Source organism: Salmonella sp. 32010601201800023SM (genome assembly GCF_017572235.1).
Lineage (GTDB): Bacteria > Pseudomonadota > Gammaproteobacteria > Enterobacterales > Enterobacteriaceae > Salmonella > Salmonella enterica.
On the sequence record NZ_JAGEQS010000004.1, the window covers coordinates 233,216 to 258,375 of the forward strand.

Consider the following 25,160-nt stretch of genomic DNA (forward strand, 5'->3'; position numbering starts at 1 on the left):
GGTCAATAATGATCGACGGAAAAACCGCTAACGAAATTTTTGACAGTATCCGTCAACACATTATCGCCGGCACGTTACGGGCGGAGGATTCGCTCCCGCCGGTACGGGAGCTGGCAAGCGAATTAAAGGTGAACCGCAATACCGTCGCAGCGGCGTATAAACGGCTGATAACGGCGGGACTGGCGCAAAGTTTAGGCCGCAATGGGACGGTGATTAAAGGCAGTCCGTCTCCCGTAGCGCTGGAAGGCGGCGATCCGCATACGCCTCTGCACGACCTTTCCGGCGGCAATCCCGATCCGCAGCGTCTGCCTGACCTTAGCCGTTATTTTGCCCGTCTCAGCCGCACGCCGCATCTCTACGGCGATGCGCCCGTTTCCCCTGAACTACACGCCTGGGCGGCGCGCTGGCTACGAGATGCCACCCCCGTCGCAGGCGAAATTGATATCACCAGCGGAGCTATCGACGCCATTGAAAGACTGCTTTGCGCGCATCTGCTGCCGGGCGACAGCGTCGCGGTGGAAGATCCCTGTTTTTTAAGCAGTATCAATATGCTGCGCTATGCCGGTTTTAGCGCCAGCCCGGTCAGCGTAGATAGCGAAGGAATGCAGCCTGAAAAGCTGGAACAGGCGCTAAACCAGGGCGCGCGGGCAGTGATCTTAACGCCGCGCGCGCACAACCCTACCGGCTGTAGCCTGAGCGCTCGCCGTGCCGCTGCGCTGCAAAATATACTGGCGCGTTACCCTCAGGTAGTAGTCATTATCGACGATCACTTCGCCCTGCTTTCTTCGTCGCCCTGGCAGCCGGTTATTGCGCAGACAACGCAACACTGGGCGGTGATACGCTCCGTTTCCAAAGCCCTCGGCCCCGATTTACGTCTTGCTATTGTCGCCAGCGACAGCGCGACCTCGGCAAAACTTCGGCTGCGGCTAAATGCCGGTAGTCAGTGGGTCAGCCATCTGTTACAGGATCTGGTCTACGCCTGCCTGACCGACCCTGAGTATCAGCACAGGCTGACGCAAACGCGGCTGTTTTACGCCGTCCGGCAACAAAAACTGGCCCGCGCCCTACAGCAATATGGCATCGCCATTTCTCCCGGCGACGGCGTGAATGCCTGGCTCCCACTGGACACCCATAGCCAGGCTACCGCGTTTACGCTGGCAAAATCCGGCTGGCTGGTACGTGAGGGAGAAGCCTTTGGCGTAAGCGCGCCGTCTCACGGTCTACGTATCACGCTGTCGACATTAAATGACAGCGAGATCAACACGCTGGCGGCTGATGTCCATCAGGCGCTAAATCGCTAACAGGAGAAAATAACGTGCGAGTTCATTTTGTTGTCCATGAGTCGTTTGAATCCGCTGGCGCTTATCTGAAATGGGCTGAAGATCGCGGTTATACCATTTCATGGTCGCGCGTCTATGCCGGAGAAGCGCTACCGCCCAATGCCGATGAGTTCGATATGCTCGTGGTATTTGGCGGTCCGCAGTCGCCGCGCACCACCCGCGAAGAGTGCCCGTACTTTGACTCTCGCGCCGAACAGCACTTAATTAATCAGGCGATTACGGCCCGGCGAATGGTTATCGGCATTTGTCTTGGTTCGCAGCTCATTGGCGAGGCGCTGGGCGCCGCGGTGTGCCAAAGTCCGGAAAAAGAGATTGGCCACTACCCTATTACGCTCACTGAAGCCGGTCTGCGGCATCCGCTTATCGCCCACTTTGGCTCACCGTTAACCGTCGGCCACTGGCACAACGATATGCCAGGACTCACCGATCAGGCGACCGTGCTGGCCGAAAGCGAAGGCTGTCCACGTCAGATAGTGCAGTACGGTAATTTTGTCTACGGTTTCCAGTGCCATATGGAATTTACCGTCGAGGCGGTTGAAGGATTAATCCAACATTCGCAGCAGGAGCTGGCCGACGCGCAAGGGAAGCGTTTTATCCGCTCGGTTGCCGAAATGCGCGCATGGAATTACCAGCAAATGAATGAAAAGCTGTGGCGTTTTCTGGATGAACTCACGCTGGCGCACTCACAAAAATAACCCCACCAGGAGTGCAACTTATTACCCGGCTAACGGTCTGAGGTGCAGTGATTATCGCATGAAAAAGGATTTTACCATGAAGAAAATTGTCTGCGCCGTCGTTGCGCTCCTGCTGACCCTACCCGCCTGGGCGAAGCTAAACGCCCACGAAGAAGCGCGCATTAACGCCATGCTTAATGCGCTGGCGCAGAAAAAGGATCTGACATTCGTTCGTAACGGTGATGCGCATAACTGCGAGGAAGCCGTATCGCACCTGCGCTTAAAACTGGGTAACACACGCAATCGTATCGACACCGCCGAACAGTTTATCGATAAAGTCGCGTCGTCGTCGTCCATCACCGGAAAGCCCTATATCGTTAAAATTCCCGGTAAAGCGGATGAAAATGCACAGCCTTATTTACATGCGCTTATTGCGGAAACGGATAAGAATGTTGAGTAAGAAAAAATCATAATGCCAGGCGTGCTACTGTGGTTTTTTAAAGGCGTTATCGCGCTTCTGTTAGCGTTTGCTGTAGGGTTAACCGTTTACTATTATCTGGAAATTCGTCCCATAGCCCAGACCGCATTACAGAGCGCCTCTTTCTGGTTGTCCGAATCGCCGCAGACGCGTTTTTTGCGCCGCGCTGCGGCCAAAATACATCCCAAATCTTATACTGCCAGATTACTCTATACCCAAGCTGGCGTGGATGGGCATTTCAGGACCGCGATCTGGGTGTTCTGTTTGGACAGCCTGTACCGCGACGACGAGCTGTATGCCATGATGCTGGCGCAAGCGTATTATGGCCGGGATTCGCAGGGTAACGCGGTTTACGGTACGAAAAATGCGGCGTTAACGTTATTTCACGTACCAGTGACAGAGATGGCCTGCCAGCAACAAGTACAACTGATTTATATGTTTAAAGCGCCGTCACTTTACCGGCCTGGTTCAGCCAGGCTGGTAGAAAGCAGCAAGCATTACATGACGCTTTGCCAGGAACAAATACAACAATAAGAACAACAGACGAGCTTTTATTATAAAAGACGGCGGTAATGCGCTGGCGCACATAGAAAATCGGCAGGATATTCCCGCTTGTCAAAGGCGCCGTTGCCTGTGTATATCCCAACCAGCTAAACCTGTTAGTTTAAATCCCTGCCCCCTGGCTGAAATGCTCTTCACCAAACACGCCGGTCGAAAGGTAACGGTCGCCGCGATCGCAGATGATCGCCACCACTATCGCGCCGGGCGTGGCTCGTGCGACGCGTAACGCACCCGCTACCGCGCCGCCAGAGCTGACGCCGCAGAAAATGCCTTCACGAACCGCCAGTTCACGCATGGTGTTTTCGGCATCATTCTGATGAATATCCAGCACCTCATCTACCAGCGAGGCGTTAAAAATGCCCGGCATATATTCCGCAGGCCAGCGGCGAATGCCCGGAATACTGCTGCCCTCTTCCGGCTGTAGGCCAACGATGGTGACCGGTTTTTCCTGCTCGCGCAGAAAACGCGACACGCCGGTAATGGTGCCGGTGGTGCCCATGCTGGAGACAAAATGGGTGATGCGACCTGACGTTTGCCGCCAGATTTCCGGGCCGGTGGTGGTGTAGTGCGCATATGGGTTATCGGGGTTATTAAACTGATCGAGCAGTTTACCTTCTCCACGTTCAGACATAGCGAGCGCTAAATCGCGCGCCCCTTCCATTCCCTGCTCTTTAGTGACCAGAATCAGCTCTGCGCCATAGGCCCGCATTGCCGCCCGACGCTCCTGACTCATGTTGTCTGGCATCAACAGCTTCATGCGATAACCTTTCAGCGCGGCGATCATCGCCAGCGCAATGCCCGTGTTGCCGCTGGTCGCTTCAATCAGGACATCGCCCGGTTTAATTTCCCCGCGCTTTTCCGCCTCGACAATCATCGATAGCGCCGCGCGATCTTTCACCGATCCTGCCGGATTATTGCCTTCCAGCTTAACCCAGATTTCACTGCCGTTATCCGGCGCCAGACGTTGTAATTTGACCAGCGGCGTATTGCCGATGGTTTGTTCTAATGTATTCACGTTTTCAGCTCGTAAAAAAGCCCGGTATGCGTAGCGCCACCGGGCGATAACTATACAAATTAACCTATCAGGCCGATTGCGCCAGAGCAAGTTCCTCTTCACGCGTTTCAATACGCTGGTCGCCGTTATACAGACGCGCTTTTTGCAGTCCAACAAACAAACGCTCGCCGCGCTGCGGGACGTCGTCACCCGCCATCACCACCGTCAGCGGATCGTGATACCACCCCAGCGGCTGTACCACTAACTGTGTATAGTGACCTTTCGGGCTGGCCTCAATGACCTGTACTGGTAGCGGAGAATCCAGGCTGGTGCGGCGGCTAATATCCACCTCCCACGGACGCAGGAACAGATCGACCGGCCCCTGGTACGCGGGCGTATAACCCAGCGGCCAGCGATGCGCGCCAACGTGAAACTGCCCGCCGCGGACGGTGCCTGTCAGGCGGTTCACCTCGCCCATAAACTCCAGTACGAAGCGGGTTGCCGGTTCACGCCACACTCGATCCGGCGCATCAGCCTGTTCGATATTGCCCTGACTCATCACCACCACCCGATCCGCCACTTCCGTCGCTTCTTCCTGATCGTGGGTGACAAAGACGCTGGTGAATTTCAGTTCTTCATGTAACTGGCGTAACCAGCGACGTAACTCTTTACGTACCTGGGCATCCAGCGCGCCAAACGGTTCATCCAGCAGTAGAATTTGCGGTTCCACGGCAAGCGCGCGCGCCAGCGCCACGCGCTGTTTTTGTCCGCCGGAAAGCTGGGCGGGGAAGCGATCCGCGAGGTGCGCCAGTTGCACCATCTCCAGCAATTGCGTCACTTTCGTTTTAATCGCCGCCGCAGTTGGGCGGTCGCGTCGCGGCAGCACCGTCAGGCCAAAAGCGATGTTGTCAAACACCGTCATATGGCGAAACAGCGCATAGTGCTGAAACACAAAACCGACTTTACGCTCACGCGCGTGCAGGCGGCTAACGTCCGTACCGTGGAAACGAATATGACCGCTGGACTGATGCTCCAGCCCGGCAATAATGCGCAGCAGCGTCGTTTTGCCGGAACCTGACGGCCCCAACAAGGCAACCATCTGGCCGGAAGGAATATCCAGCGAGATATCATTCAGTACCTGAGTGCGACCAAAGGATTTCTTAATTCTGGCGATCTCAATGCTCATGATTTTCCTCCTGTTGCGCGCGTTTTTCCTGATTCTCCAGACGCCATTGCAACATGCTCTTCAAAAACAGGGTAATAATCGCCATTAGCGTCAACAATGCGGCGGCGGTAAAGGAGCCGACGGTGTTGTAGTCCTGCTCCAGTAATTCAATCTGTAACGGTAGCGATAACGTTTCGCCGCGAATCGAGCCGGACACCACCGACACCGCGCCAAACTCGCCAATCGCGCGGGCGTTGGTTAACACCACGCCGTAAAGTAGCGCCCAGCGAATATTCGGCAACGTCACGCGGCGAAACATTTGCCAGCCGGATGCGCCCAGTAAAATCGCCGCCTCATCTTCCTGACTGCCCTGGCTGAGCATCACTGGCACCAGTTCGCGCACCACAAACGGGCAGGTGACAAAAATAGTGACCAGTACCATCCCCGGCCAGGAGAACATCATTTGCAAATTATGCTCATCCAGCCAGCCGCCCAACGGGCCGTTGGAGCCATAAAACAGCAGATAAACCAGACCGGCCACCACCGGCGAGACGGCAAAGGGAATATCCAGCAGGGTCAGCAGTAGCTGACGGCCGGGGAAGTTAAAGCGCGTCACCAGCCACGCCAGCAGAATGCCGAACACCAGATTCACCGGCACTGCGATCAAGGCAATCAACACCGTCAGCCAGATGGCGTGCAGCATGTCCGGATCGGCCAGATTTTGCAGTACCGGCATTAACCCTTTGCTGAACGCCTGCACGAAGATGTAAATCATCGGCACCAGCAGGATAAACGCCGAAACCAGCATCCCGACGCCAATCAGAAACCATTTTCCCCAGTTAATACGGGGGACGTCGTATCGCTTCAATTGAGTCACTTCCGCCATTAATGACCTACCACACGTCGACCAAAGCGACTTTGCAGAGTGTTAATTGAGAACAGCAGCAGCAAGGATGCCGCAAGGATCACCGAGGCAATGGCGCTGGCGGCGGGGTAATCAAACTCCTGCAAACGCACAAAAATCATCAGCGAGGTCACTTCTGTTTTCCAGGCGATATTTCCGGCGATAAAAATCACCGCGCCAAACTCGCCCAGGCTACGGGTAAAAGAGAGCGCCACGCCGGCAATCAGCGCAGGCGACAGCTCAGGCAGCACGACTTTGCGAAAACTTTGCAGCCGGGTGGCCCCCAGCGTTTGTGCCGCTTCTTCATATTCCGGCCCCAACTCTTCCAGTACCGGCTGGACGGTGCGCACCACAAATGGAATGCTGGTAAAGGCCATCGCCACCGCAATGCCGAGCCAGGTATAGGTCACTTTGATATCAAACTGCGCAAGAAACTGACCGTAGAAACCGTTCACTGAGAACAGCGAGGCCAGCGTTAACCCCGCTACCGCTGTCGGCAGCGCAAACGGCAGATCCATCAGCGCATCCAGCAACGTGCGCCCTGGAAAACGGTAGCGGGTTAAAATCCACGCCATCAGCAGGCCAAACACGCCATTAAAAATCGACGCCACAAATGCCGCCAGCAGCGTCACTTTATAGGCAGCCACCACCTGTGGGTTGGTCACAACATCCCAGTATTGCGACCAGCTCATCTGTGAGAGCTGCATCACCAGTGCGCTCAACGGCAACAGCAGGATCAGGCAGACAAACAGCAAACTGGTGCCGAGGCTTAACGTAAAGCCGGGCAGCACGCGTCGGGAAGAAACGGCAAGCATTACTTACGCCCCGCCGCCAACAGTTTGTCCAGCTCGCCGCCGCTGGCAAAGTGCGTTTTCATCACTTCCGGCCAGGAACCAAACTTTTCTTCCACGCGGAACAGTTCGGTCTGCGGGAATTTATCTGCTTGCTTGCCCATGATTTCCGGGTTATTCACGCGGTAGTAGTAATGGGTGATGATGGTCTGCGCCTGCGGGCTATACAGCCAGTTCAGGTAAGCTTTGGCGGCTTTTTCTGTGCCGTTGGCCTGCACGTTTTTATCTACCCAGGCGACAGGGAATTCAGCAAGAATGTTCGTTTTCGGGATCACCACTTCAAATCCCTGGGCTTCATATTGTTTGCGGATATTGTTCACTTCCGACTCAAAACTAATCAGCACATCGCCCAGACCACGCTCGGCAAAGGTAGTCGTAGCGCCGCGACCGCCGGTATCAAACACTTCGACGTTTTTCAGGAACTGGGTCATAAACTGTTCGGTTTTGGCTTTATCGCCGCCGTCCGCGTTATCCGCCGCGCCCCATGCCGCCAGATACGTGTAACGGGCGTTGCCGGAGGTTTTCGGGTTAGGGAAAATCAGCTTCACGTCGGAACGTACAAGATCGCTCCAGTCGTGAATATTTTTCGGGTTCCCCTTGCGCACCAGGAAGCCCATCGTGGAATAGAATGGCGAACTGTTGTTCGGCAGACGGCTTTGCCAGTCGGCAGGGATCAGTTTGCCTTTATCATGGAGAATCTGTACATCGGTCACCTGATTGTAGGTCACGACGTCTGCCTTCAGTCCCTGCAAAATCGCCAGCGCCTGTTTTGATGACCCGGCATGAGACTGCTTAATCGTCAGCTTATCGCCGCCGGTATCCTTCGCCCATTGTTGCTCAAACGGTGGGTTAAGGGCGGCAAACAGCTCGCGGGAGACATCGTATGAGCTGTTCAGCAGTTCCGTCGCCTGCGCCTGACCTGCCAGTAACAGCATTGCTGCCAGCGTCAGGGGTCTCTTTTTCAGTAAGTTAACGGCCATTGCGCACCCTTATAAATTTAATGACTTTCTTATGGTCATCATATTTATAACCAGCGCTAAAGGAGTAACGGTTTTATATACCGTTTGATGATTTGAAAGTTGAAAAGGGAATAAGAGAATCCCTCCCCACGCGGCGCGGGGAGGAGACCGGCATCAATCAGACGCCTACGCTTACGCTTTCAGGCAGGGTACTGCCGCCATCAATGACGTTTTGCGTTCCGGTAAGATAGCTGGACTCATCGGAAGCCAGAAATGCCGCCAGTTCCCCTACTTCCAGCGGATCGGCAAGACGGCGTAGCGGAATAGCTTTTGCCATTTCCGTTAATACCGACTCCGGATCGTCAGGATTAGACTGACGGGCAATGCTTTCCGCCATCGGCGTTCTTACATAACCGGGGCAAATGGCATTCACACGAATACCGGACTGCGCATACTCTACCGCCAGCGATTTGGTTAAACCGACAATGGCGGCTTTTGACAGCGCATAGGCCGTTTCACCCGGGTCCGCCACCATATCTCCCGTGACGGAAGACATCATCACAATGCGGCCATCTTTACGTTTAATCATCTCCGGCAGGACGGCTTTGGTGACGTTCCAGACACCTTTAATATTAATATCAATGTGGAAATCGCGATCTTCTTCACTCATATCGAGGAAGTTGCCCAGACGGCACACGCCAGCGTTATTCACCAAAATATCAATTCTACCTTCAGTCTCTTTGGCGCGCGCAACCGCCGCCTGCACCGAAGCAAAATCTCTGACGTCAGCCTTAACGGCAGTGCAGCGATGCCCGCGCCCGCCCAGCTCATCCGCCAGCTTTTCAATCTCATCGGAGATATCCAGCAAGATTAAGTTCGCGCCGTGGCGTGCGAATACGCGAGCGATCCCTTCGCCAATGCCCTGCGATGCGCCCGTAATCAATGCTGTCTTGCCCGTGAGTTTACCCATTTTCAATGTCTCCTTTTGAATATGGAGTCTTACACTCCATTAACACTGAAAATACAGTAATAACAAATAAGTGCTGAGGAATAGCTCACTAATTCAGGTAAATATTAGGTAAAAAAATCCCCGCGGAGGCGGGGATGGGCATTTTTATGCTGTTCTGCCTGATGACGCTGCGCTTATCAGGCCTACCAATCGTAGGTCGAATAAAGCGTTTGCGCTGCCATCCGACAGGGTTTTACCTTATAGCGCTAACAGGCGATCCAGCGACGGCGCAAAATAGTAGCCGCCAGTCACCGGTTTGGTGAAGCGCAGCATCGCGTCGCGTTTACCGTCGGTATCGCCGAACATACTCAAAAGCTGCTGTTCGATATTGTGCAGACGTGCGCAGTAAGCGCAGAAATAGAGACCATGAGTACCGCTGGCGGTGCCGTATGGCAGGCTCTGGCGTACAATCTTCAGCCCTTTGCCATCTTCTTTGAGATCGACGCGGCTCAGGTGAGACGTTGCCGGACGCGCATCGCCGTCAATCTCTTCATTGGCTTCTTTGGTACGCCCGATCATCATCTCCTGATCGTGAATACTCATCCGGTTAAGTTGCTTGAGATTGTGTTCCCAACGCTGCACGAACACATAACTGCCGCCGGCATCCACGCCATCTTTGATCACCGCCACTTCACGGCGCGTCTCTTCGCCCGCCGGGTTCTCTGTCCCGTCGACAAAGCCGCTCAGATCGCGTTCTTCCACCCAACGGAAACCGTGAACTTCTTCTTTCACGTCGATACAGTCGCCGAAGGCTTCCATCGCCGCCTGGGCAACAGAAAAATTCACATCGTGGCGCAGGGAAAGGATATGGATCAGCACGTCATACTGCGTGGCCGGCGCCAGCCCTTTACCATAAGGAATAAAATCTTTCAGTTCTTCCGCCCCGACGCCGCCGCTCAGAGCGCGCCAGGTGTTGTTGCCAAACGCCACAACGGCCCCAAGATGGGCGTCCGGAAATTTGACTTCGAAGGTCGCCAGTTTATCGGCAAATGTTCTGCTGGCCGCGCGCAGGGCGTCCAGGTCGCCTTTTACATTGGCTTCAATCCAAATTGCCGCACGGCAATGTTCCGGCAAAATGCCACTTTGAACCTGAGACATGATTCCTCCTGAAAATGAGAATGCCACGCAGTCGTGGCATTAATGGAGGCTATTTTACCTTGTTTTTAAGCGAAGCGGTTTGTTCAGGCGCAAATTAACGACGCCAGATAATTTTGCGCACGTCCCAGTTTTTTAAGACGTCATCAGGAGGCATTAAGCCTTCCGGTCCGCTCCACTCGCCGGAGAAAACATAGCTAATATGCTGACTTCCCTCGGCTTTACACTCGACGCTGGTATGGCTATCGCTGGAAACCGGCTCGCAGTGACCAAACGCTTTGCTGTAAAGGTCGCTAAACGGCGTACCGATTTTGCCCCCCGCGGCGGTTGGGATATCGCTGTCCAGCACATCAATACGGCTCACGGTTCCCTGCTCGCCGTTGATCACCATCGCGACGCTGTCGCCCTTCATCGCTTCGAAAAAGCGCACCACGTTGCCGTTATCGGTTTTCATACCGCTACGCAGGCGATAATCGCCATCTAATGCCTCTACAATAGCCGGCTCTTCCAGCGGCGTGGCGGCGGTCAGCGCCCCCACGCCTTGCTCAGTGACTTCTGTCGAGGAACCAAACCAGTTCCATGGATTTGCGGCAGACCAGTTGACCGAGGAGAGCGTCGAGCAGCCGGTCAGCGCCAGCGGCAGTGCGAGTAAAGTCAAACGCAGCGATTTCATCTCACTTCCTTTCTTTTATTAATTAACGTTGGTTGGAGTGCGGGTTCGCCAAAAAGTGCCGTTATTCTTTCTCAAGGGAAAAACAGGCACGCAAACGTTGATTGGTTAACAGCCAGATCAGCGCGACGATGTCCGCCAGCAGCAGCGCCAGCCCGACGCCGTTGACGGGGTCGCCACCCAGCCACATCACCGGCAGCCAGCACAACGACACCAGTTGAGCAAGAATCAGGAGTCCGCGCAGCCAGCGCCACACACCAGGAAACGCTTCACGCCGCCCGCTGAGCAAAAACGCCACTACCGCCGGAACGCCGGGCAACAGCCCCAGCCAAAAATTGTCATGGTCGGGATAAAAAAAGTTTAACAAAGTATTACCCTGTCCACGGGATGAACCGGCAATGACAAAGAGTACCCAGGCGCGCGCCTGAAGTAGCAGTACGCACCAGAACAGAAACGGCAGGCGTAAACGTCCGTTTACATCATAATCGGCTGGATGAAACTCAGTACTCTTCATCTTCAATCAGGCGTTTACCCAAACTTAGGGCGTCAGAATGCTCATACCCCAGACGTTCATACATGCCCAGCACAACGTCGTTATCATCGCGCACCATAATTTGGATTTTCGGACACCCGCGGGCGATGAGTTTTTTTTCCAGCCGGTTAAGCAACGCATTCGCAATGCCGCGCCCGCGGAACTCCGGGTGAACGCCCAGGTAATACGCCGAGCCGCGATGCCCGTCATAACCGCCCATTACCGTACCGACGACTTCGCCGCTAACTTCCGCAACGAGGAACAAGCTGACATCGTGATTCACCTTGCGTTCAATATCCATTTCAGGATCGTTCCATGGACGCAGCAGGTCGCAACGCTCCCAGAGGGTAATCACCTCTTCGAAATCTTCCTGGCGAAAAACGCGTATTTCCATGGTATTCGTTGCCTTTTCGGGTGGAAAAACCAAGATTATGGCGCAAACATCTGATTCAGCCAATATCTGACGCGATGTAGCGGAAAAAATGGCATAATGGCGATGTGTCACGTATTGAAATGAAAAGTAAAACAATTCTCATCACCAACCGTCGTAACGGATTACGCGATACGATATAACATCTTGAACTTAATTTTCACAACTCAGGCCGTATGAGCACTTTTAAACTCCTAAAAACTCTCACTTCGCGCCGCCAGGTACTCAAAACAGGTCTGGCGGCCCTGACGCTGTCAGGTATGTCGCACGCAATAGCCAAAGAAGAAACGCTAAAAACCAGTAATGGTCACAGCAAACCCAAAACCAAAAAAACCGGCAGTAAACGGCTGGTGATGCTCGACCCCGGACACGGCGGCATCGATACCGGCGCGATTGGCCGCAACGGTTCTCAGGAAAAACACGTCGTACTGGCAATTGCCAAAAACGTACGCGCTATTTTGCGAAATCACGGAATCGATGCGCGTTTAACCCGGACAGGGGATACCTTTATTCCGCTGTACGATCGGGTGGAAATCGCCCATAAGCACGGCGCGGATCTGTTTATGTCCATTCATGCCGATGGTTTTACCAACCCGAAAGCGGCGGGCGCTTCCGTTTTTGCGCTTTCCAACCGCGGGGCCAGTAGCGCCATGGCGAAGTATCTCTCCGAGCGTGAAAACCGCGCGGACGAAGTGGCGGGTAAAAAAGCCACTGACCGGGATCATCTATTACAACAAGTTTTGTTTGATCTGGTGCAAACCGATACGATTAAAAACAGTCTGACGCTGGGTTCGCATATTCTCAAGAAAATCAAACCTATACATAAATTACACAGCCGCACTACCGAACAAGCGGCTTTTGTGGTGCTAAAATCACCGTCAATTCCGTCGGTACTGGTCGAAACCTCGTTTATTACCAATCCGGAAGAAGAACGCCTGCTGGGCACGACGGCGTTTCGCCAGAAAATCGCTACGGCGATCGCCAACGGCATCATCAGTTATTTTCACTGGTTTGATAATCAGAAAGCGCACACGAAGAAACGGTAATCATGAAACCCGATGCACATCACGTAAAACAGTTTCTGCTACGCCTGCAGGATGATATTTGCCAAACGTTATCCGCTGTGGATGGCGCAAACTTTGTCGAAGATAGCTGGCGACGCGAAGCGGGCGGCGGCGGACGCAGCCGGGTATTACGCAACGGCGGGATTTTCGAACAGGCGGGCGTTAATTTCTCTCACGTTCACGGCGATGCAATGCCCGCGTCCGCCACCGCGCATCGGCCAGAACTCGCCGGGCGTAGCTTTGAAGCGATGGGCGTATCGCTGGTGGTGCATCCGCACAATCCGTATATTCCCACCAGCCATGCTAACGTGCGCTTTTTTATTGCCGAAAAACCGGGCGCCGATCCGGTGTGGTGGTTTGGCGGCGGGTTCGATTTAACGCCCTACTACGGCTTTGAAGAGGATGCCGTTCACTGGCACCGCACCGCCCGCAACCTGTGCCAGCCGTTTGGCGACGATGTGTACCCGCGCTATAAAAAGTGGTGCGATGACTACTTTTTCCTCAAGCATCGTAACGAGCAGCGCGGTATCGGCGGCCTGTTTTTTGACGATTTGAATATGCCGGATTTCGACCACTGTTTTGCTTTTATGCAGGCGGTCGGTAACGGCTACACCGAGGCGTATTTACCGATTGTCGAACGACGCAAAGCGATGGTCTGGGGAGAGCGGGAGCGTAATTTTCAACTTTATCGCCGCGGTCGCTACGTGGAGTTCAATCTGGTATGGGACAGAGGCACCCTGTTTGGTCTGCAAACCGGCGGGCGCACTGAATCTATCCTGATGTCGATGCCGCCGCTGGTGCGCTGGGAGTACGACTGGCAGCCGGAAGCGGGTAGCCCGGAAGCGGCGCTGAGCGAGTTTATTCAGGTACGCGACTGGATTTAACTTATTTATAAAGTAAAACAATGCAAACAAATACACGGAAAGTAGTAACCAGTGACGCCAAATGGCATCCCCATCTGGGTATAAGTTTTATTGGCTGCCTGCTTGCCATTACACTAGAAATATATTTTGAAGAAAGAATATTCATCCCTCATAGCGGAGGGGTGAGCTTCGGTCTGATCGTGCTTCTGGTTATCAATATGGTGACCATCCCTGTGGTCATGGCCCTGATAGCATTACTCTGCTTTATTATTCATATTCCGCGTAAAAGCGTTAACTGTATCTTGCTATGCCTACTGTCATGTATTTTGACGATAGCCGGTTTGTTTATCGCCTATCCGGTTGGCCGTTGAATAAAAGCAGGCTCGTAGAAATAAACGAGTTCATTGTAGATAAAGAACTCGGTAATTCGCATTCTGACCTGGTAGCGTTGTACGGCATATAACACCGTTTTCGCCACGGCCGTTCCTAATTCACCCACGACCTTCTCACAGCTCGGCGGCCACCCGGCCTGGGTTCAGGATGCGGAATACCCAACGTGCCCAACGTGCGCGCAAACGATAATGTTCCTCGCACAAATAAGTTATGAAGATATTGAGAAATATGCCAATGGGATGCTTTACGGGCTTATCAGCGGAGGCAAAATTGCGCGCGGTTCCCCGGAGGCGGCGCTGGCGCGCCTTGTCCGGGCTACCAACCACAGACGGCAGCGAATCCGTAGGCCCGGTAAGGCGCCAGCTGCCACCGGGCAATTCCCGACACGCGCACGTTATCAGCAACCGGAGAGCCTCCCCATCAATATCAAGCCCATTGCCGCATCCGTTGATGCAGCGTCAACGACGGTTTTTCGGCAAATAATTGCTGATAATCGGTGGCAAATTGCCCCAGATGCCAGAATCCCCACTGCATCGCGGCATCTTTGACCGTGGCGCTCTGCGACCACGGGCTAATCAGTTCCCGGCGTACTGCGTTTAAGCGAATACGTTTCAGCCACGCATTGGGGCCAATGCCCAAAATGGCGTGAAACGCATTTTGCAGCGTGCGACGGCTTACGTGTAGCTGGTTACATAAGTCGAGCACCGTCAGCGGCTCCGACATATTTTCCAGCACATATTCCCGCGCCCGCGACAGTAGCCTACGATATCCCTGATGGCTGATGCTCTCGGCGCTATGAATCGGCTTCGCCTCTTCCAGCATCGTGCCCATCGCCAGCAACAAATTATCACTCAAGACCTTACGCACCGCAGGTTGATGCAGGGTTTCAGGACTCTCGCTGAAGGTGGCCAGCGCCTGCTGCACAAAGCCCCACAGCGCCGCTTTATGCTGCTCTTTTACCTCCAGCGCTAACTGGTTACGCAGCATATGCAGCACCCTTTCCGGGTTATGCAAAAACGTGGCCTGACGGGAAATAACATCTTCCGAGATAACGACGCCCAGAATGGTGTAATCATCCGGCGTGCTCAGTTCAAACTCGGTGCCTCCCGGTCGGGTGGCAATCTCGGCGCTGCCGAGCCCCTGCGCGCCGATAAATCCCTGTTCGCCGCGCGTCGCCGGAATACCAAACCAGAAAGAGTTTGGCCAAACCAGACACGACTGACGCAGCGCCAGGCCGGTGTATTCACGGAACACCTGAATCTCATCAAGCAGGATTTCCGTGAACTCGCCATGAAATTTACCCGGGTGTAACTGATCGTAGATCTGCTGCCAGGCGGTGATAGTCAGAGCATGTTCATAGACATCCGTCGTCCGTCGCTGATGAACATTGTCCACCTCGACTCTGGGCGTAAGTTTAACGTCTTCGGGTAACGCTTCATGATAAAGATGGTGCAAATTCGCTGTACGGGTCTTTTTCATGATCTTCTATGCCGGACGCCCGCCAGGACGCCCGGCCCTCCGACAGATTAATTTTTGATGCGATAGCGACTACTGCGTTTACGCAACGCTCCGTCAGAAAAGAGTTGTTCCAGCACGTTTCTGGCCTGCTCCAGCGGCCAGCCAAAATGCGCGGCAACCTCTCCCGCCGTCATTCCCTGGCGTACTGATGCCAGCAGCGCCAATAACGCCTCAGCGAACTCAGGCGTTGCGGGTACCTGGGGCGCTTTCTCAGTCGGCGTTGTCGCACGCGCAAACCCGCCAATCAGCCACTGGGTGTCCTCTTCCGGACGACCAATTTCTTTGCGGCTAATCACACGGCCTGTGCGCTGCGCGGCGGCGCTTCCGGCATCCAGCGCCGCACGACACGCCGCCAGATCGCCCTCCACCACCAGCGTTAACCTGCCAGGGTCGAGCACTTGATGACTGAGCAAACGCACGTTGGCCGCTTTCAGCATGGCATCCGCCGCATCGACGGCGGCGACCATTCCGTCCACTTCCAGTAATCCCAGGGCATTGATCATTGGCAGCCTCCGTTACGCACGCTGGACAGGGTTACGGGCGATATCCAGCACGGCGTCGGTAAAGGCGTTGCAGGCGGCTTTACACGCGGCCTGGCTTCCCGTTAAGAACGCGGCCGAATAGTTGGTTTCCGACGGCGGCGGCACGTAAGTCACCAGCTGAACGTCAGCGGATTTCATCGCCGCGTCAATGCCGAATGTCGCTTCCAGCGGCGGCGCCACCAGGTAGGCCATTGGATCGCCCAGCGCGATACCTGCGGTAGACGAGAGGTACGAGCCGGTACGCGAAACCACATGCGCCAGGAACGCGGTATTTTCCGCATCGTTCGCCCACTGGAACGCCGCGCCGTTTTCAATGCTGGCGACCATTGCATCCAGACCGGCGCGCACTTCCGCCGGGTTCGGTCCGCCCAGCATAATCAACACCTCACCGGCGGTAGGCGACGGCCCGTGAGCCGCCCCGGCATAGAGGGAGCGGCCATAGACTACTTCCACCATCGCCTGTTTGGTCGCTTCGTCAGCGGCAATATAGGTCACATCATCAGAATCTGCCGTGATGAGTCCGAGACTACGTATATGTGGCGGTAATTTAAGTTCCCGCGCAAAGCCGTCATTCACGGAGGCAATCACGCGCATGGCAGTCACTGAAGGTCGAATCAAATCTAATGCAGGCATGATGTCTCCTTAACGGGTCATGTTGATGCCGGACGCTTTCTGCTCCAGCATCCGTTTGGCCAAATCCACAATCACGGCGGCAGCTTCTACTGGCGGCGTCCCCCCCTGATGAATGTTTGAAATACAGGTTCTGTCGGCCTCGACGGTGGTCGCCACGCGCGGGGAATAGACGGCGTAGCAGGAGAGGCTTTCCGACTGCCCCAGCCCCGGACGTTCGCCCACCAGCAGGATGACGACCTTCGCGCCGAGAATTTCGCCAATCTGATCTTCAATCTTCACACGGCCATAGCGCACAAAGAACGGCGTGCCGACGTTCAGCCCGGCCTGCTTCAGACCAGCAAGCAGCGGCGGCAGGATCTCTTCATAGTTGGCGGTGATCGCATCCGTAGAGAGGCCATCGGAGACCACTACCTGCACATCCGGGTTCATCACGCACTGTGACTTCAGCGCGTCAATGGCTTCCGGGCTCAGGCGACGCCCCATATCCGGGCGCGTCAGGTACAGGTTTTTGTCGCTGATCTCCGAACGCACTTCCAGCAGCCCTTGCGCTTTTACCCACTCTTCCGGCACCTCTTTGAGCACGGTATCTTTCGAACGGGAGTGATCCGCCAGGAAGCGCAACAGCGCCTGGGTGCGCGGACGCGGCCCGGCACGACCCGTACAGACGCGTGCCGCAGTACTGCGACGCAGTTCGGTCAGCACGTCCGCACGATGCGGGTTCTCGACGCCAATCCAGGCTTTTGCCTCTGCGGAACCTAAATCCAGCGCGCAGCTTTCGGTCACCGTCGGCGCGGCGCACTGCGGCTTTGCGCCTTCCTGCGTTGACGGCGCGACGGGCTGCGGTACGTCCTGTCCCATTGACGCCATCACGCTACGTACAATTTCTTCAATCTGTTTTTGATCCATGGTGTTATCCCCGCGTCATCAGAAGAACAGTGACGGATCGCCCGCCCGTTTGGTCAGACGACCGTTTGCCATAATGCCCATCGTTTCCAGCCAGCGTTCAAACTCCGGCGACGGCCGTAAATTCAGCAACTGACGGACGGTGGCGGTATCGTGGAAAGCGGTGGTCTGGTAGTTGAGCATGATGTCGTCGCCGAGCGGCATCCCCATGATGTAGTTACAGCCGGCAGTGGCGAGCAGAATCATCAGGTTTTCGTTAAGGTTCTGGTCGGCATCGGCATGGTTGGTATAGCAGCAGTCGCAGCCCATCGAGATGCCGCTCAGCTTGCCCATAAAGTGATCTTCGAGACCGGCGCGGATAATCTGCCTGTCGTTGTAGAGATACTCCGGCCCGATAAAGCCCACCACGGTGTTCACCAGGAACGGATCGTAGTGGCGAGCCAGCCCGTAGTTACGCGCTTCCATCGTCACCTGGTCGGCACCAAAGTTCGCGCCAGCCGACAGCGCCGAGCCCTGCCCGGTTTCAAAGTACAGGCAGTTTTCCCCGGCGATACGGTTGAACTCCGCCCCCACAGCCCGCGCTTCGTCGAGCATCGCCAGTTCCACACCGAACTCTTTTAAGCCCTTCTCGCTGCCGCAAATGCTCTGGAAAATCAGTCCGCCCGGCGCGCCGCGGCGAATCGCTTCAATCTGGGTGGTGACATGCGCCAGCACGCAGCCCTGGGTCGGAATATTGAATTTATCGATAACGCCGTAAACGGTGTCGAGCACGCGGGTCAGGTTCTCCACGTCATCGGTCACCGGGTTAACGCCGATCACCGCATCGCCTGCGCCGAAAGAAAGCCCTTCGTAGATTTGCGCGGCGATACTCTGTACATCGTCACGGGTATCGTTCGGCTGCAAACGGCAGCTAAAGGTGCCCGGAATACCGATGGTGGTATTGGCTTTTTTGATCACCGGCATTTTCTTGCCGCCGTAGATCAGGTCAGCGTTGGAGCAGATTTTCGCTACTGCCGCCACCACTTCGGAGGTCAGCCCTTTGCGGGTAAACGCGATGTCGTCCACGGAGGTTTCATCGCTCAGTACGTATTCACGCAGTTCGCTGATGCTCCAGTTTTTAATCCGGTTATAGGCCGTTTCGTTGACGTCATCCTGAATCAGGCGCGTCACGCAGTCCTCTTCATAGGCAATCACCGGATTGTTGCGGATATCCGCCACCGTCATTTCCGACAGTACCTGTTTTGCCGCTACGCGCTCCTGCGAACTTGCCGCGGCAACCCCGGCCAGCACATCCCCCGAACGCAGTTCGTTGGCTTTAGCCAGTACCTCTTTTACATCCTTAAACTGATAAACATTGCCGAACAATGTGGTCTTTAGTTTCATAAGTCGTTCCCTCAGGAAGGAAATGCGAGTGATTTCACCGTCACCGGCACAACCGATCCGCCAAAAAGAGGCGTACCAATGTCGATATAGTCTCCCGCCCGCACGACCACCTCATCGATGACCGCCAGCGGAAGTTGCGGTAACTGTGGGCGCAATAACATGCCCAGCGCTTTACCAAAATCCTGCTCGGCCACCACCAGCAGGGGATGTGGATTGGGATAACGCGCGACAAAAGCCGTCAGCGCGTTGATGACCGTGAGTAATGCGGCGTAACGCACCGGAAGCGTGGCGGGAAGCGCCAGCACGTAAGCGTCGGTTTGCGGGTCGAGATCAAGCTGGAGAAGCGCCTGCCGCCAGGCGTTCACCAGATCGGCGTCATCCTGCGGGATCGCCACCGGCAGGTTGCGCAGCGGCAGTTGGACGTCTTCCAGCCAGATAGTACTGCCGGAAAGCGACAGCGTATGGGCCCCCGCGCCAATCACCGTGGCGCGCACGGTTTGCGCCGGAAACTGCACGTTCATCTCGCGCAGACGCGGGTGCTCATGCAGCGCGGTCGCCAGCAGCGGCCCGATATCAGAAAAGCAGAACGGATCGGCAGGTTGGTTGCGGTAGCATTCACCTACCCCACCGGAAAGGGTGATCACCTCTGGCGTAATATCGGCGGGCAGTAGCCCGGTTTGCATCAGCGATTGCGCCAGCGGCGAGAGCGCGCCGGTGATAACCTCGACGATGAGATCCGCCATCCGCCGCGCCACCTGTCCCAACTGTGCGGCAGCTAAGGCGCGAGCATCAATACCCGAACCGAACACCTCATCGATAATCATCTGCCCCGGCTGATGGGCATAAACCACGCGCCCCTGAGCGTCGGTTTCCAGCAGGCGACCACCGACGTTAAGGCAGGCGGTGCCGCTGACTTTTCCCGCGTCAAACAGCGCGTAGTTAGACGTGCCGCCGCCGATATCAATATTCAGCACCCGGCACATCCGCTGCTCAGACAAGCTTTGCGCTCCGGCGCCGTGACCGGCAATGACCGATTCCAGATGCGGCCCGGCGCTGGCGACCACAAAGTCGCCCAGCGACTGCGAGAGCGCCATGACCGCCGGACGGGCGTTGCGGGTTTTGGCGCTTTCGCCGGTGATAATGATAGCCCCTGAGTCCACCGATTCAGGCGCGATGCCTGCGGCCTGATACTGGGCCAGAATCAGCGCTTTAAGTTCGGCCTCTTTCAGACCGCCCTGCTTATCCACGGGCGTAAAGAAGACCGGGCTTTGCCAGCTAATGTCGCGTTTGATGAATTCGTAGCGCGGCACCTGCGACACCGCCGCACGGTTAACCAACTCCAGGCGCGAGAAGATCACCTGCGTGGTGGTGGTGCCGATATCGATACCGACGCTCAGTAGCTGGCGAGTGTTCACGATTGCGCCTCCGCTTCGGTTTTCACCTGGGCGGCGTCATCTTTCGGCACCAGCATCATCGCCACGCCAATCGCCGTCACGCCGCCGATCAGCTTGCCGACAATCATCGGGAAGATCATGGCGTTCATGTTGGCGGCGGCGAAGCCTAAATGGTCGCCCAGCGCGAACGCCGCAGAGACGGCAAATGCGCAGTTAATCACTTTGCCGCGGGTATCCATCTGCTTCATCATGCCGAACATCGGGATATTGTTCGCCAGGGTCGCCACCATGCCTGCCGCCGCAATGTTATTTACGTTCAGCAGTTTACCGACATTCATCAACGGTTTTTCAAACCAGCGGGTCAGTAATAGCACCATCGGATACGCGCCGAGCAGCACGCAGGAGATAGAGCCGATCACTTCAATGGCGCGCATCACTTCGCCGGGTTTGTCGCCTGGCGCCATAAAGATCGGGTCGAGCCCCGGAATCAACTCCCAGCCCAACAGGAATTTAATCACCGCAGCCGCCAGACCGATGGTGATCAGCGCCACCAGAAATTTGGCGAAAATCTGGAAACCGTTGATCATTTTTTCCGGGATGAACTTCAACCCCAGCGCTACCAGCACCGCGACAATCAATACCGGGATCATGTTCATCAGGATCAGCGCGAAGGTAAACTCCACTGGCTGACCATTGATCTGCACGCCTGAGTACATGGCGATCAATCCCCCCGCAATGCAGCCAATGGGAATGGTGACGATACCCGCGAGTACGCCAAGCGCCAGGTAGCGGCGGTCAGACGGTTCGATAATGCCGAGCGCCACCGGAATGGAGAACACAATGGTCGGCCCCATCATCGACCCAAGTATTAACCCTGAGTATAGCCACGCCGCGACATCACCGCCGGCCAGCTCTTTGGCGAGGAAGAATCCGCCCATATCACAGGCCAGCAACGTACCCGCGAACATGGATGGGTTCGCGCCCAGCATTTCGTATACCGGGATAATAACCGGCCCCAGTACATGCGCCAGCACCGGCGCCAGCGCGGTCATACCGACCATCGCCAGCCCCAGCGCGCCCATCGCCATAAAGCCCTCTTCAAACTGGCCGCCAGACCCCTCGATACTCTTGCCGAATTTACCGAGGAAGCGCGCCGACCCGCCGAACTGCGACAGGATCCTGTCCACGGCGGCAATCAGCATAAAGAACATCATGATGTACATGATGATTTCGTTAATTCCCATAGCCCCTACTCCCTGTCATTTTTGATTTGTAAGCCGGATAAGACGTTTACGTCGCCTCCGGCATTAACGCCGTGTTATTGCCGGATGGCGGTGCGAGCACCTTATCCGGCCTACAGGCATTACCCGGCAGCCGCGTACAGGTCGATAATCTGTGCCTGTGTGGCGGTGCGTGGGTTACTGCGCAGACAAATATCCTCCAGCGCGGCTTGCGCCCACGCGCTGTAGTGTTCGGGTTTGGCGCCAGCGTCAGCCAGCCGTTTGCTCTGCCCCACTTCGGCAATCAGCTCGCTCACCGCCGCAATTGCATCGCGATCGTCCGATTTTTTATTGGTTAACGCCCGACCGATTTGACTGAAGCGCTCGCGGCAAACCATCCGGTTAAAGCCCATGACTGTTGGCAGCAGCATGGCGTTGGCCTGGCCGTGCGGAATATGCAGCGCCGCCCCAGGCTGGTGCGCCATCGCATGACACAGCCCCAAACCGGCGCTGGAAAAGGCCATTCCCGCCATACAGGAGGCCAGCAACATATTTTCACGCGCCGCCAGATCGTGGCCGTAACCCACGGCTTTCGGCAGCGATTTGCCAATCATCGCTATCGCGCCAATCGCCAGGCTGTCGGTAAACGGCGTGGCGTTGAGCGCGCTGTAGGCCTCAATCGCATGCGTCAACGCATCGATACCGGTCATCGCCGTCACGTTTGGCGGAACGCCTTCGGTCACGGCAGCATCAAGAATCGCCACGTCCGGCATTAGTGACGCGTGCGCCAGCACCTGCTTGCGCCCGCTGACCGCGTCGATAATCACCGTCACGTTGGTGGTTTCAGAACCGGTTCCGGCGGTGGTCGGCACCGCAATCAGCGGCAGACGCGGGCGTAATGTACTGCGCTCGGTCATGGCGCTCAGCGTCTGATCAGGGTTAGTCACCAGCAGGGCGACCGCTTTCGCCGCGTCCAGCACCGAACCGCCGCCAAAGGCCACTACGCCGTCGCACGCCGCCTCACGCAGTTGCGCCACCGCCGCGCAGACATCGGTGATGCACGGCTCGCCAGGCGGACACGGCCAGACCGTCATCGCCACGCCTTTCATCGCCAGGCTGCGTACCAGCGGCGCGGTCATTCCCGCCTGATGCAGAAAGCTGTCGACCATCACAAACAAATGGCTTACGCCCCGCGCTTGCGCCTCCTGTCCACAGGCGCCGAGCGCCCCAAGTCCGCACAGCGTGACCGGCGGTACGCTGAACGTTTTCACCCGTTGCAGATTCAGGGTGTCGAATGCCTGAAACAGCGCCGTCTGTAGTTCAGCTTGCATAGAGTCCCTCCGCTTTCGCTCTCCCGCTGTTGGCTATCGCCAGCGGGGTCATAAACAGGCTGTGCTGCGGCAAATGCACCTGTAACTCCGGGAAACGCTGGCGAAATAACGCCTCCACGCCCGGCTGCATACAGGAGCCGCCCGCCAGCCATAAATCAGCAATTCCTTGCCCTTCAATGTGGCGAGCAACGATTTCCGCCATTTTTTCGTACACCGGCTTCACTACCGGCCAAATCTCCTGGGCATTGCTGCGCTTGTACTGTTCCGCCTCTTCCAGGGGAATACGGCGGTTGCCCGCCAGCGTCAGGGAGATATGGTGCCCGCCAGTGGCTTCATCGGCGGAGTAAGTCACCTTGCCCTGTTTGACGATGGCAATGCCGGTAGTGCCGCCGCCAATATCCACCACGCCTGCATTATCAAGTGCCAGCAGATCCGCCACCGCCGTCGGTTCATCCAGTACGTGGCTGACTTCTAACCCGGCAGACTCCAGCACGTTGATCGAAATACGCGGGTCGGTGCCCGGCGGGAACGAGGTCGCCGCGTGGGTAAAGCGGCAGCCAAGCTGCTGTTCAAGGGTGTCGAGATGACGGCGCACGAGGGTGACGGCGCCGAAGAAATCCCAGACGATGCCGTCACGCACAACGTCGGCCCAGTCAAGGCACACCGCCACCGGCTGGGCGTTGCCGTCGACCACCATCGACACCACGTCGCAGGTGCCCAAATCGACGCTCAGCCACAGTGGTGTGTCGCTGGCGGCGGGCGTCTGGTTACACAGGGCCGCCGCTTTTTGCAGTCTTGGAGTGAGCCAGAGTTGTTCGTCGTGCGCCATGAGTCATCCCTTATACAATGCGAAACGCATCCACCAGCACGCATCGACGCAGTCGCACAAAGGTACGCGCGCTGGTCACCCCTTCGCCAGTTGGCGTGGTGATAGTCATGGTGGTCCAGCCTTCACCGCCCAGTCCGAGACCAGCAATGCACGGACCGTTTTTGACGAAAATACTGGTATCAATGGCGTTCGCCATCTGGTTCATATTGTCGATATTGCGCGAGTGCATTGCCGCGGTGTGGTGGCAGCCGCCCTCAAGCTGGACCGCCAGCGCAATGGCTTCTTCAACGTTGGCAACGCGTACGACAGGAAGCACCGGCATCATCAGTTCGGTCACCGCGAACGGATGGTTGGCAGAGGTTTCAACAAACAGCAGGCGCGTTTGATCCGGGACGTTCAGGCCGATGGCTGCGGCGATCTTGCCCGCGTCACGACCGACCCAGTCACGGCTGACGGTGCCTTTACCGCGTTCATCGATATTCTTCAGCAGCACCGGCTGGAGCTGTTCGGCCTGAGCGGCAGTCAGTTTCACCGCGTGCTGACCTTCCATCAGACGCATCAGCTCGTCGGCGACGCTATCCACCACAATCAGCACTTTTTCGTCGGCACAGATGATGTTGTTATCAAACGACGCGCCTTTGACGATGGATTGTGCAGCGCGCGGCAGGTCGGCGGTCTCATCCACCACCACCGGGGGATTACCGGCACCGGCGGCGATCAGGCGTTTATTAGTATGTTTACGCGCCGCGTCCACCACCGCTTCGCCGCCAGTCACCACCAGCAGGCCAATACCGGGATATTTGAACAACCGCTGGGCGGTTTCGATATCCGGGTTCGCCACGGTGACCAGCAAATTTTCCGGGCCACCGGCGGCGACCACCGCCTGATTGAGGAGAGTGATTGCCCGCTGAGAGACCTTTTTCGCCGCCGGATGCGGGGCAAACACGACGCTGTTGCCTGCGGCAATCAGGCTGATGGCGTTATTAATCACCGTCGCCGCCGGATTGGTGGACGGCGTGACCGAGGCCACCACGCCCCACGGCGCATTTTCAATCAGCGTCAGGCCGTTATCGCCGGTCAGCACCTGCGGAGATAAACACTCGACGCCCGGCGTGCCGCGCGCCTGCGCCACGTTTTTGGCAAATTTATCGTCAACGCGTCCCATGCCGGTTTCGCTGACGGCAAGTTCCGCTAATTCTCGGGCGTGTTTTTCGCCCGCTTCGCGAATGGCATGAATGGCAAGCTGGCGCATCGCCACGCTCTTCAGCCCCTGCTGGGCCCGTTTTGCTGCCGCCACTGCGTCATCCAGGGAGGCAAAAACGCCCATCTCATGAACAGTACTGGCCGGCTGGCTGCTGTCTTTCATTTTCAGCAGTACCGCTTTCACCACCTGTTCAATATCCTGTTGATTCATGATGTTCAGTC

General features: G+C 56.3%; 27 protein-coding genes and 1 pseudogene. 8 read left to right on the plus strand and 20 right to left on the minus strand.

Annotation, left to right across the window (positions count from 1 at the left end):
- The first annotated feature begins 8 nt into the window (after window positions 1-8).
- Genes ptsJ through J4617_RS14475 form a run of 4 tightly spaced genes read left to right on the plus strand, consistent with a single transcriptional unit; the run spans window position 9 to window position 3,026 of the window.
- A complete protein-coding gene (ptsJ, locus tag J4617_RS14460) occupies window positions 9-1,301 on the plus strand; it encodes a transcriptional regulator PtsJ (RefSeq protein WP_001625558.1) in 1,293 nt (430 codons plus the stop codon).
- Between the two features lie 14 nt (window positions 1,302-1,315).
- Entirely contained in the window at window positions 1,316-2,035 is a 720-nt protein-coding gene (locus J4617_RS14465) for a GMP synthase (protein WP_001263753.1), read from the plus strand.
- Window positions 2,036-2,093: 58 nt separating this feature from the next.
- Window positions 2,094-2,474 carry a YfeK family protein gene (locus J4617_RS14470; RefSeq protein ID WP_000710729.1) on the plus strand — a complete coding sequence of 127 codons (381 nt, stop codon included), beginning with the start codon at window positions 2,094-2,096 and terminating at the stop codon, window positions 2,472-2,474.
- Between the two features lie 12 nt (window positions 2,475-2,486).
- Window positions 2,487-3,026 carry a transglycosylase domain-containing protein gene (locus J4617_RS14475; protein ID WP_017465499.1) on the plus strand — a complete coding sequence of 180 codons (540 nt, stop codon included), beginning with the start codon at window positions 2,487-2,489 and terminating at the stop codon, window positions 3,024-3,026.
- Between the two features lie 130 nt (window positions 3,027-3,156).
- Here J4617_RS14475 and cysM read toward each other — a convergent pair whose 3' ends face one another.
- The 10 genes from cysM to J4617_RS14525 form a co-directional block, all read right to left on the minus strand.
- Window positions 3,157-4,068, minus strand: coding sequence for a cysteine synthase CysM (gene cysM, locus J4617_RS14480; protein ID WP_001093874.1), 912 nt, complete (start codon window positions 4,066-4,068; stop codon window positions 3,157-3,159).
- A 67-nt stretch (window positions 4,069-4,135) separates the two neighbouring features.
- Window positions 4,136-5,233: a sulfate/thiosulfate ABC transporter ATP-binding protein CysA gene (cysA, locus tag J4617_RS14485; RefSeq protein ID WP_000021071.1), complete on the minus strand. Its 1,098-nt coding sequence runs from the start codon at window positions 5,231-5,233 to the stop codon at window positions 4,136-4,138.
- Window positions 5,223-6,098 carry a sulfate/thiosulfate ABC transporter permease CysW gene (gene cysW / locus J4617_RS14490; protein WP_000852705.1) on the minus strand — a complete coding sequence of 292 codons (876 nt, stop codon included), beginning with the start codon at window positions 6,096-6,098 and terminating at the stop codon, window positions 5,223-5,225. Before cysW ends, cysA begins: the two co-directional genes overlap by 11 nt.
- Entirely contained in the window at window positions 6,098-6,931 is an 834-nt protein-coding gene (gene cysT / locus J4617_RS14495; RefSeq protein WP_000881746.1) for a sulfate/thiosulfate ABC transporter permease CysT, read from the minus strand. The genes cysW and cysT overlap by 1 nt, the downstream gene beginning before the upstream one ends.
- Window positions 6,931-7,947 (minus strand): thiosulfate/sulfate ABC transporter substrate-binding protein CysP, encoded by a 1,017-nt coding sequence (gene cysP, locus J4617_RS14500; RefSeq protein ID WP_017465498.1) that lies wholly within the window; start codon window positions 7,945-7,947, stop codon window positions 6,931-6,933. The genes cysT and cysP overlap by 1 nt, the downstream gene beginning before the upstream one ends.
- Window positions 7,948-8,104: 157 nt before the next feature.
- Window positions 8,105-8,896: an SDR family oxidoreductase UcpA gene (gene ucpA, locus J4617_RS14505; protein WP_000517460.1), complete on the minus strand. Its 792-nt coding sequence runs from the start codon at window positions 8,894-8,896 to the stop codon at window positions 8,105-8,107.
- Between the two features lie 237 nt (window positions 8,897-9,133).
- A complete protein-coding gene (yfeX, locus tag J4617_RS14510) occupies window positions 9,134-10,033 on the minus strand; it encodes a porphyrinogen peroxidase (RefSeq protein ID WP_000084583.1) in 900 nt (299 codons plus the stop codon).
- A gap of 94 nt (window positions 10,034-10,127) precedes the next feature.
- Entirely contained in the window at window positions 10,128-10,703 is a 576-nt protein-coding gene (locus tag J4617_RS14515) for an RpoE-regulated lipoprotein (protein WP_017465497.1), read from the minus strand.
- 61 nt (window positions 10,704-10,764) lie between these two features.
- Window positions 10,765-11,214: a DUF2919 domain-containing protein gene (locus J4617_RS14520; RefSeq protein ID WP_017465496.1), complete on the minus strand. Its 450-nt coding sequence runs from the start codon at window positions 11,212-11,214 to the stop codon at window positions 10,765-10,767.
- The gene (locus tag J4617_RS14525; RefSeq protein WP_000406008.1) at window positions 11,201-11,626 is read right to left on the minus strand and encodes a GNAT family acetyltransferase; all 426 of its coding nucleotides are present in this window, start codon (window positions 11,624-11,626) and stop codon (window positions 11,201-11,203) included. Before J4617_RS14525 ends, J4617_RS14520 begins: the two co-directional genes overlap by 14 nt.
- A gap of 212 nt (window positions 11,627-11,838) precedes the next feature.
- Between J4617_RS14525 and amiA the strand changes: the two genes are divergently transcribed.
- From amiA to J4617_RS14545, 4 genes and pseudogenes are all read left to right on the plus strand, one after another.
- On the plus strand, window positions 11,839-12,708 hold the full coding sequence (gene amiA / locus J4617_RS14530; RefSeq protein ID WP_000102880.1) for an N-acetylmuramoyl-L-alanine amidase AmiA: 870 nt from the start codon (window positions 11,839-11,841) through the stop codon (window positions 12,706-12,708).
- Between the two features lie 2 nt (window positions 12,709-12,710).
- Window positions 12,711-13,610, plus strand: a complete 900-nt coding sequence (hemF, locus tag J4617_RS14535) for an oxygen-dependent coproporphyrinogen oxidase (protein WP_017465495.1) — start codon at window positions 12,711-12,713, stop codon at window positions 13,608-13,610.
- 20 nt (window positions 13,611-13,630) lie between these two features.
- Window positions 13,631-13,960 (plus strand): hypothetical protein, encoded by a 330-nt coding sequence (locus J4617_RS14540; RefSeq protein ID WP_001194344.1) that lies wholly within the window; start codon window positions 13,631-13,633, stop codon window positions 13,958-13,960.
- Window positions 13,961-14,014: 54 nt separating this feature from the next.
- Window positions 14,015-14,233: pseudogene (locus tag J4617_RS14545) on the plus strand (DUF1963 domain-containing protein); the annotation flags it as partial.
- A gap of 175 nt (window positions 14,234-14,408) precedes the next feature.
- Here the strand turns inward: J4617_RS14545 and eutR are convergent.
- The 10 genes from eutR to J4617_RS14595 all read right to left on the minus strand — a co-directional run bounded on the left by eutR (window position 14,409) and on the right by J4617_RS14595 (window position 25,149).
- A complete protein-coding gene (eutR, locus tag J4617_RS14550; protein ID WP_000753665.1) occupies window positions 14,409-15,461 on the minus strand; it encodes an HTH-type transcriptional regulator EutR in 1,053 nt (350 codons plus the stop codon).
- A gap of 47 nt (window positions 15,462-15,508) precedes the next feature.
- Complete coding sequence (eutK, locus tag J4617_RS14555; protein WP_000606266.1) at window positions 15,509-16,003, minus strand: ethanolamine utilization microcompartment protein EutK; 495 nt, start codon at window positions 16,001-16,003, stop codon at window positions 15,509-15,511.
- Window positions 16,004-16,015: 12 nt separating this feature from the next.
- On the minus strand, window positions 16,016-16,675 hold the full coding sequence (gene eutL / locus J4617_RS14560; RefSeq protein WP_001111056.1) for an ethanolamine utilization microcompartment protein EutL: 660 nt from the start codon (window positions 16,673-16,675) through the stop codon (window positions 16,016-16,018).
- 9 nt (window positions 16,676-16,684) lie between these two features.
- Window positions 16,685-17,581, minus strand: a complete 897-nt coding sequence (eutC, locus tag J4617_RS14565) for an ethanolamine ammonia-lyase subunit EutC (RefSeq protein ID WP_000372354.1) — start codon at window positions 17,579-17,581, stop codon at window positions 16,685-16,687.
- 18 nt (window positions 17,582-17,599) lie between these two features.
- Window positions 17,600-18,961 carry an ethanolamine ammonia-lyase subunit alpha gene (gene eutB, locus J4617_RS14570; RefSeq protein ID WP_000769990.1) on the minus strand — a complete coding sequence of 454 codons (1,362 nt, stop codon included), beginning with the start codon at window positions 18,959-18,961 and terminating at the stop codon, window positions 17,600-17,602.
- A gap of 11 nt (window positions 18,962-18,972) precedes the next feature.
- Complete coding sequence (eutA, locus tag J4617_RS14575) at window positions 18,973-20,376, minus strand: ethanolamine ammonia-lyase reactivating factor EutA (RefSeq protein WP_208290699.1); 1,404 nt, start codon at window positions 20,374-20,376, stop codon at window positions 18,973-18,975.
- Window positions 20,373-21,599 carry an ethanolamine utilization protein EutH gene (gene eutH, locus J4617_RS14580; RefSeq protein WP_000512357.1) on the minus strand — a complete coding sequence of 409 codons (1,227 nt, stop codon included), beginning with the start codon at window positions 21,597-21,599 and terminating at the stop codon, window positions 20,373-20,375. Before eutH ends, eutA begins: the two co-directional genes overlap by 4 nt.
- Window positions 21,600-21,718: 119 nt before the next feature.
- On the minus strand, window positions 21,719-22,906 hold the full coding sequence (gene eutG / locus J4617_RS14585; protein WP_001147514.1) for an ethanolamine utilization ethanol dehydrogenase EutG: 1,188 nt from the start codon (window positions 22,904-22,906) through the stop codon (window positions 21,719-21,721).
- Complete coding sequence (gene eutJ / locus J4617_RS14590; protein WP_017465494.1) at window positions 22,896-23,735, minus strand: ethanolamine utilization protein EutJ; 840 nt, start codon at window positions 23,733-23,735, stop codon at window positions 22,896-22,898. Before eutJ ends, eutG begins: the two co-directional genes overlap by 11 nt.
- A 10-nt stretch (window positions 23,736-23,745) precedes the next feature.
- Window positions 23,746-25,149 carry an aldehyde dehydrogenase family protein gene (locus J4617_RS14595; RefSeq protein WP_001075642.1) on the minus strand — a complete coding sequence of 468 codons (1,404 nt, stop codon included), beginning with the start codon at window positions 25,147-25,149 and terminating at the stop codon, window positions 23,746-23,748.
- Window positions 25,150-25,160: the final 11 nt, after the last annotated feature.